General features: G+C 62.8%; 9 protein-coding genes and 4 pseudogenes. 5 read left to right on the forward strand and 8 right to left on the reverse strand.

Annotation, left to right across the window (positions count from 1 at the left end; translation table 11 throughout):
- Positions 1 to 48 precede the first annotated feature (48 nt).
- The 5 genes from IY145_RS00325 to wrbA form a co-directional block, all read right to left on the reverse strand.
- A complete protein-coding gene (locus IY145_RS00325; RefSeq protein ID WP_196406429.1) occupies positions 49 to 864 on the reverse strand; it encodes an enoyl-CoA hydratase-related protein in 816 nt (271 codons plus the stop codon).
- Positions 865 to 868: 4 nt separating this feature from the next.
- Positions 869 to 2,059, reverse strand: a complete 1,191-nt coding sequence (locus IY145_RS00330) for a hydroxymethylglutaryl-CoA synthase (protein ID WP_196406430.1) — start codon at positions 2,057 to 2,059, stop codon at positions 869 to 871.
- Between the two features lie 450 nt (positions 2,060 to 2,509).
- Complete coding sequence (locus tag IY145_RS00335; RefSeq protein WP_196406431.1) at positions 2,510 to 5,584, reverse strand: efflux RND transporter permease subunit; 3,075 nt, start codon at positions 5,582 to 5,584, stop codon at positions 2,510 to 2,512.
- Between the two features lie 12 nt (positions 5,585 to 5,596).
- Complete coding sequence (locus tag IY145_RS00340) at positions 5,597 to 6,733, reverse strand: efflux RND transporter periplasmic adaptor subunit (protein WP_196406432.1); 1,137 nt, start codon at positions 6,731 to 6,733, stop codon at positions 5,597 to 5,599.
- Between the two features lie 53 nt (positions 6,734 to 6,786).
- Positions 6,787 to 7,386: an NAD(P)H:quinone oxidoreductase gene (gene wrbA / locus IY145_RS00345; protein ID WP_196406433.1), complete on the reverse strand. Its 600-nt coding sequence runs from the start codon at positions 7,384 to 7,386 to the stop codon at positions 6,787 to 6,789.
- A 103-nt stretch (positions 7,387 to 7,489) separates the two neighbouring features.
- Here wrbA and IY145_RS00350 point away from each other — a divergent pair, with 103 nt between their 5' ends.
- Positions 7,490 to 8,404 (forward strand): LysR substrate-binding domain-containing protein, encoded by a 915-nt coding sequence (locus tag IY145_RS00350; protein ID WP_196406434.1) that lies wholly within the window; start codon positions 7,490 to 7,492, stop codon positions 8,402 to 8,404.
- Positions 8,405 to 8,566: 162 nt separating this feature from the next.
- Positions 8,567 to 8,812 (forward strand): annotated as a pseudogene (locus IY145_RS25180) (IS6 family transposase); the annotation flags it as partial.
- On the opposite strand, the pseudogene IY145_RS00355 reads toward IY145_RS25180, so the two are convergent.
- Together IY145_RS00355 and IY145_RS26095 are read right to left on the reverse strand one after the other, a co-directional pair.
- A pseudogene (locus IY145_RS00355) lies at positions 8,802 to 9,066 on the reverse strand (IS110 family transposase); the annotation flags it as partial. The pseudogenes IY145_RS25180 and IY145_RS00355 sit on opposite strands and share 11 nt — an antisense overlap.
- Before the next feature lie 57 nt (positions 9,067 to 9,123).
- Positions 9,124 to 9,624, reverse strand: a pseudogene (locus tag IY145_RS26095) (LysR family transcriptional regulator); the annotation flags it as partial.
- 128 nt (positions 9,625 to 9,752) lie between these two features.
- Between IY145_RS26095 and gstA the strand changes: the two are divergent.
- Positions 9,753 to 10,370 (forward strand): glutathione transferase GstA, encoded by a 618-nt coding sequence (gene gstA / locus IY145_RS00365; protein WP_196406435.1) that lies wholly within the window; start codon positions 9,753 to 9,755, stop codon positions 10,368 to 10,370.
- 67 nt (positions 10,371 to 10,437) lie between these two features.
- Here gstA and IY145_RS00370 read toward each other — a convergent pair whose 3' ends face one another.
- Positions 10,438 to 11,349: an AraC family transcriptional regulator gene (locus IY145_RS00370; RefSeq protein WP_196406436.1), complete on the reverse strand. Its 912-nt coding sequence runs from the start codon at positions 11,347 to 11,349 to the stop codon at positions 10,438 to 10,440.
- 122 nt (positions 11,350 to 11,471) lie between these two features.
- On the opposite strand from IY145_RS00370, the gene IY145_RS00375 reads away from it, so the two are divergent.
- Both IY145_RS00375 and IY145_RS26425 read left to right on the forward strand, forming a co-directional pair.
- Complete coding sequence (locus IY145_RS00375; RefSeq protein ID WP_196406437.1) at positions 11,472 to 12,437, forward strand: SDR family NAD(P)-dependent oxidoreductase; 966 nt, start codon at positions 11,472 to 11,474, stop codon at positions 12,435 to 12,437.
- A 482-nt stretch (positions 12,438 to 12,919) separates the two neighbouring features.
- A pseudogene (locus tag IY145_RS26425) lies at positions 12,920 to 13,276 on the forward strand (transposase); the annotation flags it as partial.
- Positions 13,277 to 13,285 lie beyond the last annotated feature (9 nt).

Genomic DNA, 13,285 nt, shown 5'->3' on the forward strand with positions numbered 1-13,285 from the left:
GATCCTATTCCTCTCCGGTGCGAAACGCATTCGAGGGAACGAAAAAAATCAATCTGTCGCCGCCGGCGCCGCGAGCCAGGCGGGCGGCCGCCTGCCCAGGAACGCCGCCATGCCTTCATGCGCCTCGGATGTGGTGCGGAGCCTTGCGATCAACCGGCGATTGGCGATCGTCTCCGCGCCGAGATTGTCTCGCGCCTGCAAGCGATCGAGGAGCGCCTTGCATTCGCGTAGCGCGACCGGACCACAGGATGCGATGGAGTCGAGGAGCGCTCTCGTTCGCGCCTCGAGCGCGGCCGCGTCGAGCACTTCGTGGACGAGGCCGTCCTCGAGAGCCTGGACCGCGTCGAAAGCCTCCGCCGCGAGGAAACGGCGCCGCGTCCGGCGCAGCCCGATGGCGCGGACCACATATGGGCTGATCACGGCCGGCACGAGTCCGAGCAGGGGCTCGCTGAAACGGAAGGTCGCGCCCGTCTCGGCGAGGACGACGTCGGCGCAGCACAGCAGGCCGATCCCGCCGCCATAAGCGCAGCCCTGGGCTTTGGCCACGAGCGGAGCGGGGAGACCGGCGAGCGCGCCGAGCGCGGCGTCGAGACGCTCCGCGTCGAGGATGTTTTCGTCATCCGACAATTCGGCGGCGCGCCGCATCCAAGCAAGGTCGGCGCCTGCGCAAAAATGCCTGCCTTCGGCGGTCAGGAGGACGGCGCGAAGCGCGCCGTCGCTGGCGAGCTCGGCGCAACCCTTTGCGATCGCATCGAGCATCGCCTCGTCGAGGGCGTTGCCGCGCTCCGGCCGCGCGAGGCGCAATTCGCCGATCACGGAGCCGTTGCGCGTGGTCGAGCGCGTGACGTGGACGGGCTGCGTCATCGCTTTACGCCACGGCGTTGAGCTGGAGGTTGCGGGTGGCCGCGTAGACGCGGCGCTGCGCCTCGATCGCGGCCAGACGATAGCGTCCCGCGGTCTCCTCCGGGCAGACCCGATCTTCCGCCGATTTGGTGGAATTGTAGAACCAGGCCACATAGGTCGCGTAATCGATTTCGCGCCGCCCAGCGAGCAGAGCGCGATGGGCGCGCGTGCGCAAATGGCCGCGGTAGCCCTTGCGCACCGTCGCGGCGAAGAACTCCCCGACCGAGCCGCTGCCATAGCTGAACAGGCCGATGTTGCGGCCGCCGAGATCCTCGGCGCAATTATCGAGCAAGGAGGCCAGGGCGATGTAGAGCGAGGCCGCATAGGTGTTGCCGATCTGGCGGCCGTAGGTCTGGCTCTCGGCGTAGCTCGTTTCGTCGAGATGGTCGGCGTCCGCGCCGGCCGCTTCACGCAGGGCGACGAAGGCCTTTTTCGACATTTTGGTGAAGGGCTGGTGGAAGCAGAGCTTTTCGATCGCGGCCAGCGGCAGGCCGTCCTTGCGACGAAAATCCGCATAGGCTTCGCGCAAGGAGCGCAGATAGACGTCGATCGACAGCTTGCCGTCGACATAGGCGGCTTCCCGATGGTTCGGGCGCCAGAAATCCATGACGTCGAAGCTGAACAGGCCGCTCTGCGGATGAATCTCGACCAGGCTCGGGTTTTTGGCGATCACCATCGCGACGGCGCCCGCCCCTTGGGTGCATTCGCCTTCCGAATTGCGCTCGTAGCGCGCGATGTCGGAGGCGATCACCAGAACTTTTTCGCTCGGCCGGTGACGCACGAGGTCGCACGCGAATTGGAGGCCCGCGGTGGCGCTGTAGCAGGCCTGTTTGAATTCGACGACGCGGCAGTTCGGGTTGAGCCCGAGCACGCCGTGAACGAACATCCCCGCCGATTTCGACTGATCGACGCCGCTCTCGGTGGCGAAGATCACCGTGCTGATGCGTTCGCGAACGTCATCGGTCAGAACCGGCGCGACGGCGTTGGCCGCCATGCTCACGATGTCTTCGTCCGGCGAGGGGACCGCCATTTGTTCCTGGCCGATCCCTTGGAGGTATTTGGCGGGATCGATGCCGTGCCGGTGGGCGAGATCCTCCAGCGGGTAGAAGAAACCTGGCGAGTAGATCGAGATGTCGTCGATTCCTACCGTTGTCATGTCTCTGCCCTTCATCTGTTCGAACGATCTGACGCGAGCTCGATGAGCGCGCTACCAAGCTGAAGCTTAAATCGTTTTGCGCGTCGTTTTTAATAAAACTGTCAAAAACCGAATTTCTATTCGGTCACCCCAATTTATGCGGGCATCCAAAAAGGAACACGGCGGCGCGCTGATCCATTCACTGCTTCAGCTTGCCCAGCGACTTCGCTCTTATCGCACGTTGATATCGTTAATAGGTAATCAAATTTTTTCACTATTGTACACGATATTTATACTGCCCGGATTTCCGTGGGAATTGACGTTCTTTTCATAAAAAAACCATAATATGTTAACTCGCTAGTCTGATCACCGACTTAGAAGAATATTACAATTTTGTCTTCCAAAACGAGAATAATCGATCTGCGACTTCGTGGGCGGGGCCCTGAAACGTTTCGGGCTTCGAAGGAGGCGCTACGCCGCCGACGCCGACCGCTCGTCCTCGAGCGGCCGTCCACGGTGGTCCTGAGCGAGAAGCGAATAGATCGTCGGCAGCACAAGCAGCGTGAACAGCGTGCCGACCAGCATGCCGGCCACCACCACGACGCCGATGGCGAAGCGGCTCGCACCGCCGGCTCCGGCGGCGAAGATCAGCGGAAAAAGTCCTGCGACCATCGCCGCCGTCGTCATCAGGATCGGGCGTAGCCGGATGCGCGCCGCTTCGACGACGGCGGCGTGGCGGTCGAGACCGTCACGCCGCTGCAACTCGTTCGCGAAAGCGGTCATCAATATGCCGTGCTTGGAGATGAGGCCGACGAGCGTGATGAGGCCGATCTGCGTGAAGATGTTCAGCGTGGCATAGCCGAGCCAAAGCGGCAGGAGCGCCCCGAATACGGAGAGGGGCACGCTGACCAGGATCACGAGCGGGTCACGAAAGCTCTCGAACTGCGCCGCCAGCACGAGGAAGATCACCACGAGCGCGAGGCCAAAGGCGACGGTGAGCCGATCGCCTTCGGTGACATATTGGCGAGACTCTCCGAGCCATGCCGTTGCAAGACCCACGGGCAGGTCGCGCGCCTGCCGCCGTAGGAACGTCACGGCCTGCCCCATGGTTACGCCCGGCGCCAGGACGGCGGAAATGGTCGCCGCGTTCATCTGATCGTACTGTCCGAGCTGGTTCGGTTCGGCGCGTTCGGACGCCTCGACGATCGTGTCGAGAGGGAGCAGGGCGCCGGACGTCGATCGCACATGGAAACGGCCCAGGCCCGCCGCGTCGGCGCGGAACCGGCGTTCGACCTGCGGGATCACGTCATACGACCGTCCACGTAACTCGAAGCGGTTGACGTATTTTTCTCCGACGAGAGTGGCCAGCGTGGTGGCGACGTCCTCCATCGTCAACCCGAGGTTGTTCGCCTTGGAGCGGTCGATCGTCAATGTCGAGCCCGGCTTGTTCCACGACAAATCCGTGTCGACCACCGCGAACAGGCCGCTCGCTCGCGCCGTTTCGGCGATATGTCCGCTCACTTCGTACAATCGGTCGAACTCGCTCGGTCCAAACAGCACCATCTGCACGGGCAGGCCAGGCGTGGTGGGCAGAGCCGGCAGCAGAAAGGCGAACACGCTCAGCCCGGGATTTTGCGCTCCATCTGCTTGCAGCTCCGCCATGATGGTCGCCGCGCTGCGTTCGCGTTTGCTCCAGGTTGCGAGGTTGACGCCCGCGAAAACGCCATGCGGACCGGGTTCGGTCTGGCTCGAGCCGCTCAACACCCAGGTCGTGTCCGTTTCCGGCAGTCGTCGGAACGCGGCTTCGAGCCGGGAGGCGTAGCGCTCGGTGTAGTCGAGATTGGCGTAGCGGGGACCCTTGGCGACCTCCATCACCGTACCCTGATCCTCGCTCGGCGCGAATTCGCGCTTCACGCCGAGATAGAGCGCGGCCGTGCCGGCGACCGTCGCGAGGCAGACGGCGATCATCAGCGGCCGCACGCGGAGCGTCGCTTTCAGCAATGCGCCGTAGGCGTCGGCGAGGCGCGCAAATCCATGCTCGATGGCCGCCGTGATCCGGCCTTCGGATATCTGCGGCCGTAGGAGCAGCGAACTCATCATGGGCGACACGCAGAGCGCAACCACGCCCGAAACGACGACCGCCCCCGCCAAAGTGAAGGCGAATTCGCGAAACAGCGATCCGGTCAACCCCTGCATCAGGCCGATCGGAGCGTAGACCGCGGCGAGCGTGATCGTCATCGCGATCACCGGGCCGACGACTTCGCGCGCGCCCCGCAGCGACGCTTCGAAAGGTCCGGCCCCGTGTTCGATATGCCGATGAATGTTTTCGACGACGACGATGGCGTCGTCGACGACGAGGCCGATCGCCAGCACCATGGCCAGCAGCGTCAGGAGATTGAGGCTGAAGCCGGCCGCCAGCATCAGCGTCGCTGCGCCCACTAGCGACAAGGGAATTGTGACGATGGGAATGAGCACGGCTCTTCCAGAGCCGAGGGAGAGGAAGATCACGATGACGACGATGATCGCAGCTTCCACCAGCGTGTTTTCGACTTCGCGCAGCGCGGCCTCGACGAAGCGCGCCACATCGAACACGTTCTGGATATCCATGCCGACGGGCTTCGAGCGTTCGAGCTGTGGTAGCAGGGCCGTCACGTCGCGCACGATTTCGAGCGGGTTCGCCGCGGGCGCGCCGTTGACGGCGATCACCACGGCGGGGCGGCCGTTGATCAGCGCGGATTGTTCGTAGTTCTGCTCGCCGATGTCGATGACGGCGACGTCCTCGAGACGCACCAGTCCGCCGGCGCCGGCCTTGATCACCAATTGCCGGAACGATTCGGGATCCTGTGTGTCCGTATTGGCCGCGACTGCGACGGCGGTGAGCGGCCCTTTGATTTGGCCGGCGGCGATCTGCACATTGTTGCGTGACAGGGCTCGGGAGACTTCGGCCGCGGTGATGTCGCGTCCGGCGAGCTTGTCGGGGTCGAGCCATATGCGCATCGCCAGATTGCGGCCGCCCATGATCTGGGCCGAGGCCACGCCGTTGACGGATGTCAGCAGCGGTTGGGCCGCGCGCACGGCGTAGTCCGTCATGATCGGAGCGGGCAGCGTCTCGCTCATCAGCGCGATATACATCACCGCCGTGGGATCGTCCGTTATCTTGTCGATGATCGGATCGAAAGCCTCTCGCGGCAGCAGATATTTGACCTGTTGCACCTTGGCCATGATCTCGGCCAGCGTACGATCGGGATTGGCCTCAAGCTTGAGGCGGGCCTTGATCAGACTCTTTCCCTCGGTCGAGATCGACGTCATATATTCGATCCCGTCGGCGGTCGAGATCGCTTGCGCGAGGGGCGTCGTCACGAAGCCCTGCATCAGTCGCTGCGAGGCCCCGGGATAATTGGTTTCGACCGTGATCGCCGCGCTCTGCAGCTTGGGATATTGCCGGATCGGCAGGGAGAGCAGCGACCATACGCCTGCGAGCAGGATGAGGAGACTGACGACCGTGGCGAGAACCGGCCTTCTCACGAAGATGTCGGTGAAAACCACGGCGCCCTCGCTCTAATGCAAAGATTTGGAATGCGGAGATTTGGCGGCGAGCGACGCGCCGTCCGACGGTCGCGGCGAAACAGACCTGACCCTCAGGCCAGGCGACAGCCGCAACTGGCCGCTGGTTACGACGATGTCGCCGTCCGTGAGGCCGGAGAGGATCGCGACGCGACTGTCGACTCGCCGCCCGGTCTCGACGACCACTTGCTCGACGCGTCCCTCGCCGTCGGCGCCGATGTCGCGCACGATGAAAGCCGTCTTGGTCGACGCGTTCGCCAAGACGGCGGTCTCCGGCACGGTGACGACGCCGTTTTCCGGCGTGAGGCTCAGCGTCGCCGTCGCATAGAGTCCCGGCCGCATTTGCCGGTCGTGATTGGCGATCCTGGCGCGGAGCGCGACATTGCGCGTGCCGCGATCGACCTGCGGCTCGATCGTCTCGAGCTTGGCGACGAAGCGCCGTTTGGCGACGGCGTCCGTGGCGATCTCCACTGTTTGTCCGACGACGAGGTCGCCCAGATAGCGTTGCGGCACGGCAAAATCGATAAAGAGCTCGTCCAGATCGGTCAGCGTGGCGATCGCGTCGCCAGGATTGAGATATTGTCCGAGATCGACGTTCCGCACGCCGAGAATGCCGGAGAACGGCGCGCGCACGGTCCGTTGCGCGATCGCGGCTTCGCTCGCGGCGACCATGGCGCTCGCGCGGTCGAAGGCGGCCTGACGATTGTCGACCTCGGCCTGGGAGGACGCGTTATGCCGATTCAATTCCGTCGAACGCTGCAATTGCAACCGGGCCACGGTCTCCTCGGCGCGATTTTGCGCCAGCTCCGCCTGTTGCGGCTTGCTGTATAAGTCGATGGCCGGCATGTCGGCGGCGATCCGTTCGCCGCCGTGAAAATGGATAGCGACGACGCGTCCGCCGACCTCAGGCGTCAACGTCACCTGCCGGACCGCCCGCAGCGACCCCACGGCCGTGACGCTGCGCGGCAATGGGCCGGCCGACGCGGCGGCGGTCTCTACCGTGACGGCCGGCGAAGACGGGGCGAGGGCCCCTTCTCGCAGCGACGCGGGCGCCTTGCCGCCGGCATAGACAGCCGCCGCGAGCGCGAGACCGGCCGCCGTGAGTGACCCAAATCGTAAACCTCCCCGCATGACGCTAGAGCCTCCATCCGCAGGAAGTTTCGGTCCCTGAGCGCCTGAAAGCGTCATGAGGCCAGCTTCGCCGCAATCTCGGCGACGAGCCGCCCCTGGAAGCGCGCGCCGGCAAGTTCGTTCTCCGTCGGCTGGCGCTTGCCGTCGCCGCCAGTGATCGTGGTGGCGCCGTAGGGACTGCCGCCCGTCACTTGGTCTGTCGCCAATTGCCCTTGGAAGCTGTACGGCAAGCCAACTACCACCATGCCGAGATGCAGAAGATTGGTAACGATCGAGAACAAGGTCGTCTCCTGGCCGCCATGCTGGCTTGCCGTGGAGGTGAACGCCGAACCCACTTTTCCGTTGAGCGCGCCGCGCGCCCACAGGCCGCCGGTCCGATCCAGAAAGGTCGCCATCTGCGCCCCGATCCGGCCATAGCGCGTTCCGCAGCCGATGATGATCGCATCGAACAGTTCGAGCTCTTCCACCGTGGCGATCGGCGCTTTCTGGTCGATCTTGTATCCGGAGTCGCGAGCGACGGCTTCCGGAACCGTCTCAGGCGCGCGTCTCAAGGAGGCCTCCGCTCCAAAGTCGCGAGCGCCCGCCGCGATGGCCTCCGCCAACTTCTCGATATGGCCGTAGGTCGAATAATAGAGAACGAGAACTTTCGGCATAACGCCTCCAAAGTCGAATGCTACGCGTGATTTCTAGCGCCGCATGCGCTTGTCAGAAAGCGGATTGGGTGGCACACCTCGTTCCAATGTTGGAACGAAAATCATGCAGAACCTCAATGATCTCTATTATTTTGCGAAGGTCGCGGAACACGGCGGTTTTTCGGCCGCCGCACGAATGCTCGGCATGCCGAAATCGACGCTCAGTCGCCGCATCAGCGTCCTGGAGGAGCAACTCGGGGTGCGGCTGATCCAGCGCTCGGGAGGTCGTTTCGCGCTGACCGAGGTCGGTCAAAAATACGTTCGCCATTGCGCCGGGATGATCGCCGAGGCTGAGGCCGCCAGGCAGGTCGTCGAGGAAACGCGGATCGAACCGTCAGGCCTTTTGCGGGTAAGTTGTCCGATTGCTCTGGCGCAGAGTCGCGTCTCGGGAATCATCTCGCGTTTTTTATTGGCGCACCCGCGCGTGGTGGTTCAATTGATCGCGACCAATCGGCCCGTCGACCTCATCGAAGAGGCGATCGACGTCGCGCTCCGAGTGCGCTTTCCGCCACTCGAAGATTCCGTTCTGGTCATGCGAACGTTGGCCAAGAGCGCGCAGATCATCGTGGCGCAGCCCGCATTGCTGGAGCGCTTGGGACGGCCCATCGCGCCGATGGATTTGGGGCGTTTCGACAGCATGGATCTGACGCGAGCGACCGCCAGGCATGTCTGGGAGCTGACCGACTCCGACGGGCGAGCCGTCTCGGTCCCGTTCACGCCCCGCTTCGTTACCGACGACATGGTCACTCTGCGCCGCGCCGCCATGGATGGGGTCGGGATCGTGCAATTGCCCGAATATCTCGTGAGAGACCATCTCGAGCAGGGGTTCCTGGAGCCGGCGCTGTCTGACTGGACACCACGGACGGGAATTATTCACGCGGTCTTTCCTTCGCGTCGCGGCCTCGCCCGGACGGTGCGCGGATTTGTCGATTTTCTCGCTGAGGAACTCAAGGCCGACTCGGTGGTCAGCTGCGTCTGACGGAGTTCCTCGAGCTTTGGCTCAAGACCCGAGTAAGTATCCCCCAGCAAAGTGCAGGGCTATCGCATATAAGCAAAGGGTTCAAAAAATGGTTCTGGGATAAACGGCGCAAGAGAGGCATAATTTCGTGGGCAAGGCACGACGGCGCCGGGGTAATGGACAATGCTGAACGTAGACGATCTTTTCAAAGGCCGGCATTTCGACCGAGAGATCATCGTTCTCCGCGTGCGGTGGTATTTGCGATACAAGCTCAGCTTTCGAGATCTCGTGGAAATGATGGCCGAACGCGGCTTATATTTGGCTCATACGACCATCATGCACTGGGTCCAGCGCTACGTTCCCGAGTTTGAAAAGCGAGGGAACCGCTTTGCGCGCCAGGCCGGAGGATCGCGGCGCGTCGACGAGACCTTACAAACGGCTTGACGTAGGCCGGCGGAATCAACCTTACGCGATGCCCGAACTTGCCGATCTCTCGGCCGCAGAAATACGGCCCTCCACAAGCTTCCATGGGCCACGACGCACGGCAATTGGGCCGCAAAGAATTCCAGCACCTGCGCTCGCCGTAGTTTCTTGCGGAAAATGACGCCCCCCGACGAATCGGCGCCATGAGCTTGAAAAACATTCTTCGCCAAATCCAATCCAATAGTGCTAACTTTTTTCATGGACGCCTCCCTCGAGTGAGATTTAACACCTCCACTCTGGCACATCGAGACCGAATTACGCCGTGACAGGGGATGCGCCGCCGGCAGGATCGGAACCCAGGCATCTCGTCCGAGCGGAACGGCATTTCTGGCCGGAGATGGGTTGAGAACGACGCCGAGATCGATTGATCCCGCCGCGAGCCAGGCCTCCGCTTCCATGTCGTCGGTTTCGAGCGGCACGAGGTCGATACCCGGATGGAGCGTGCGAAAACGCCGAAGCAAGGGCGGAAGGACCGTGGCAAAGACGCTTGGAAACCCCGCCAGACGAATGGCGCTGGTCTCCTCGCCGATCAGCGCCATTGCCTCCCTTTCGATCGCCTCCAGATGCGAGAGCGCCGTACGCGCGTGTTCGAGCGCGCGCTCCCCAAAGGCCGTCAATTCGACACCCCGTGGCTGGCGGATGAGCAGTTTCACTCCCAGGCTCTCTTCGAGTGCGGCCAGGGCTTGGCTCATCCCCGATTGGGTGACGCCGAGCTTGTCCGCGGCTGCGGTGAAGCTGCCGACCTCGGCGACGGCGATCGGGCTCTGGAGTTAGGTCAGGTTCACAGTAGGTGAGCTTATATCAGAAAAATATATCAGTAATTTTTATTATGTCACGGGACCTGCCAATGTGCGTGGCGACCTACCCCCTCAGCGAGGCCCCAACGATGAAGCTCTATTTCGCGCCCGACACCTGTTCGCTCTCACCGCACATCGTGCTTCAGGAGCTCGGACTGCCCTACGAACTCGTACGCGTGAACAATCGGACAAAACGCACATCTGCGGGAGAGGATTTCCTCGCCATCAATCCGAAAGGCTATGTCGCGGCACTCGAACTCGATACCGGCGAGGTTTTGACCGAAGGACCGGCCATCGTTCAGTATTTGGCCGACCTGAAACCGGAGGCGGGATTGACTCCGGCCCCTGGCGCCCTGGACCGGGTTCGGCTCCAGGAATGGCTCAACTTCATCACCAGCGAGGTTCATGCCGGATCGAGCCCGCTGTTCAACCGAGCCTTACCGGAGGAGGCGCTGGTGATCTTCCGCGATCGGCTGTACCAGCGCCTCGACTTCATCGAGGTGAACCTCACATCACTGGACTATCTGATGGGGGACTGCTTCACGGTCGCCGACGCCTATCTTTTCACCGTGCTCGGCTGGATGAAGGGCTTTTCGATCGACCTCGACCGTTGGCCGGCGATTGCGCTCTACATGCAGCGGATCGACGCGCGGGCGTCCGTCCAAGCTGCTTTGGCACGGGAGGCGGAGATTCCTCCGGTGGAATGACGCGCAAGTTTGACTTCGACCCATTGATCGGAGAGCGGTCAGCGGACACGGCGCGCGGCAGAGAAGATCAGGAAGCGTCGTCTCGTCGGAACTTTCCCGGCGCACAGCCTACGACCCGCCGGAAGGTCGTGCTGAAGGCCGCTCCGGATTCATAGCCGATGGAAAAGCCGATCGCCCCGACACTGTCGTTCGTTCGCTTGAGCCGTTCAGCCGCGAGCACCATGCGCCAGCGGATGAGATAGTCCAGGGGCGGTTGTCCAACCGCTTCTCGGAAGCGCGCGGCGAAAGTGCTGCGCGACATGCCGGCGATGGCTCCCAGTTCCGCAAGCGTCCAGTGGCGAGCGGGCTCGGCGTGCATGGCGCCGAGCGCTCTCGTCAGCCGGGGATCGGACAGCGCCGACAACCATCCGGCGGGTTTTTCCGTCCCGGAGGCGAGCCAGAGTCGCAAGACTTGCAAGAGCATGATCTGGGCGAGGTGCTCCACCATCAGCATGCCACCTGGAGGCCGATCTTTCAGTTCCGCAGCCAGTTGCTCCAGCGACCAGCGCAGAACGGCAGCCTGGTTCGAGGCGTCACGCACATGAACGATGGCCGGCAAGGCCCCGAACAACATTCCGGCATGATCGCCCTCGAAAGAAAAACGGCCGCCGATCAGGAAGAAGTCGCCGCCGCCGTTGCAGGTCGCGATGCCGTCGACAGCCTGATCATAGATCGTGGGAGATTCGATCGGGGGCAATGCGAGGTCCGTCGCGAAGAGGAACGGACGGCCGCGCGTCAGCAGGAAGCAGTCGCCGGCTTCGATCCGTCGCGGATCAGGCTCCCCATCGACCTGGACCCAACAGGCGCCGCGCATGACGGCGTTGAACTTGATGCCTTCATGTGGGGGAAATCGGATCGCCCACTCACCACCGGCATCAAGGCCCGCGCTGATCGCGCTTTTCGGCTTCAGAAGCGACAGAACATCGGACAATGGGTCCAAGGCGAAAATCCAGACGATCGAGAAGGAAAATCAGATCATACGACATGGATCGTGCGGGTGCCACGGGTCATCCTTTCTGGGAGCAAACATACGGGCGAAACCACACCTCTCGGAGAGACACCATGATCGACCATCAGAAACCGCTCGGGTCCGGTTTTGGGGCAAGAAGCACAGCGACGGATGTTCTCGCCGATATCGATCTCGCCGGTAAACGCGCAATCATCACCGGAGGGTATTCGGGGCTTGGCCTGGAAACGACCAGGGCGCTCGCCGCATCGGGAGCCCAGGTCGTCGTTGCCGCGCGCAATCCAGTTGCAGCGGCGGTAGCCACGAAGGACATCGTCGGCGTGACGGTCGAGCCGTTGGAGCTTTCGCACCTCGACAGCGTGCGCGCCTTCGCCGAGCACATCCTCACCGGTGGCCAACACATCGATATTCTGATCAACAACGCCGGCATCATGGCCTGCCCGGAGGCGAGGGTAGGACAAGGCTGGGAGGTGCAGTTCGCCACCAATCACCTCGGACATTTCGCGCTGACAAACGCGCTCTGGCCGCTGCTCGAAGGTGGTGCACGTGTCATCTCGGTCTCATCGGCCGGCCACCACAACTCACCGATCATCTGGGACGACCTTCATTTCATTGGCGGTTACGACAAATGGCGCGCCTACGGCCAGTCGAAGACGGCGAATGCGCTCTTCGCCGTCCATCTCGGCCGACTTGGGCGCGAGGCCGACGTGCAGGCCTTCTCGCTTCATCCCGGAAAGATCTTCACGCCGCTCCAGCGGCATCTGGTGCAGGCGGAGATGATCGCCGAGGGCTGGCTCGACGCGAGCGGTGCGCCAGCCGATCCGACCTTCAAGACGCCAGCCCAAGGCGCGGCGACGCAAGTTTGGGCCGCGACCTCGCCGATCCTCGACGGTCTTGCCGGTCTCTATTGCGAGGATTGCGATATTGCCGTGCGCGCCGAGACTACAAATCAACCGTTCGTCGGTATTCGAGATTACGCCGCCGATCCCGATCAGGCCGAGCGGCTCTGGACGCTTTCCGCCGAACTCACTGGCATCGATGCCTTCGATGCATCGAGGTGATGCCATGCGGGTGGGCGGCGCCAAAGAGCGTGACAGGAGCGAAGTCGCCGCGCTGGGGAAAAAAACCTATTCATTTCATCTGTCTCCCGCCCGCGGTTCAGGAGAACGGAAGGCCGGGAAGTTCAGCTGTTACAAACAGAAATTCCCTTGTGCAGCCCGGCTTCCTGTCGCTGCACCGCCTATTTCAATACGGCCAGGGCCGGCTCGATCAGCGCCTCCAGTTCCGCTCGCGTCGCGCCATCCCGTGCCTGGAAGGAGATGGCCTACAGAATGCCGTGATAGAAGGCTGCGAGCTGCGCGACGTTCGTGCCCGTCGGCAGCCAAGTGAGGATGACGCGGAAGACCCTCCTAAAGCGAGAATTCCTGACACGAAAAGTTGCTCACGCAAAATTTGCACCGCAACCCTTCGTCACGCCGACACCCCCGCGATTCTCATCCAGATTGACGCTGGACTCTCACCTTGTTTGGCGCGCGGCAAGCTCGCCGGCGCAGCGCTCGAGAGTGGCGCCGCTGTCGTCTCCGATGGACTGAACTGTTTCGCCGCCGTGACGGACGTCGGCTGCAGGCACACCGCAATCGTCACAGGGTCGGGAGCGAAAGCTGCAAAAACCCCGGCCTTCAAATGGGTCAACACCGCCCTCGGCAATATCAAGGCGGCGATCGTCGGAACCTATCGAGCCGTCGGGAAGAAACATCTCCCGCGCTACCTCGCCGAATTCGAATACCGTTTCAATCGGCGATACGATCTCGCCGACATGATCCCGCGCCTCGCCGTCGTCGCGACAGCAACAGCCCCGATGCTCTACCGCCTCCTCAAGCTGGCGGACTTTCAGCCGTAAGCAGGAATG

Origin of the sequence: Methylosinus sp. H3A, from assembly GCF_015709455.1 — a bacterium.
Lineage (GTDB): Bacteria > Pseudomonadota > Alphaproteobacteria > Rhizobiales > Beijerinckiaceae > Methylosinus.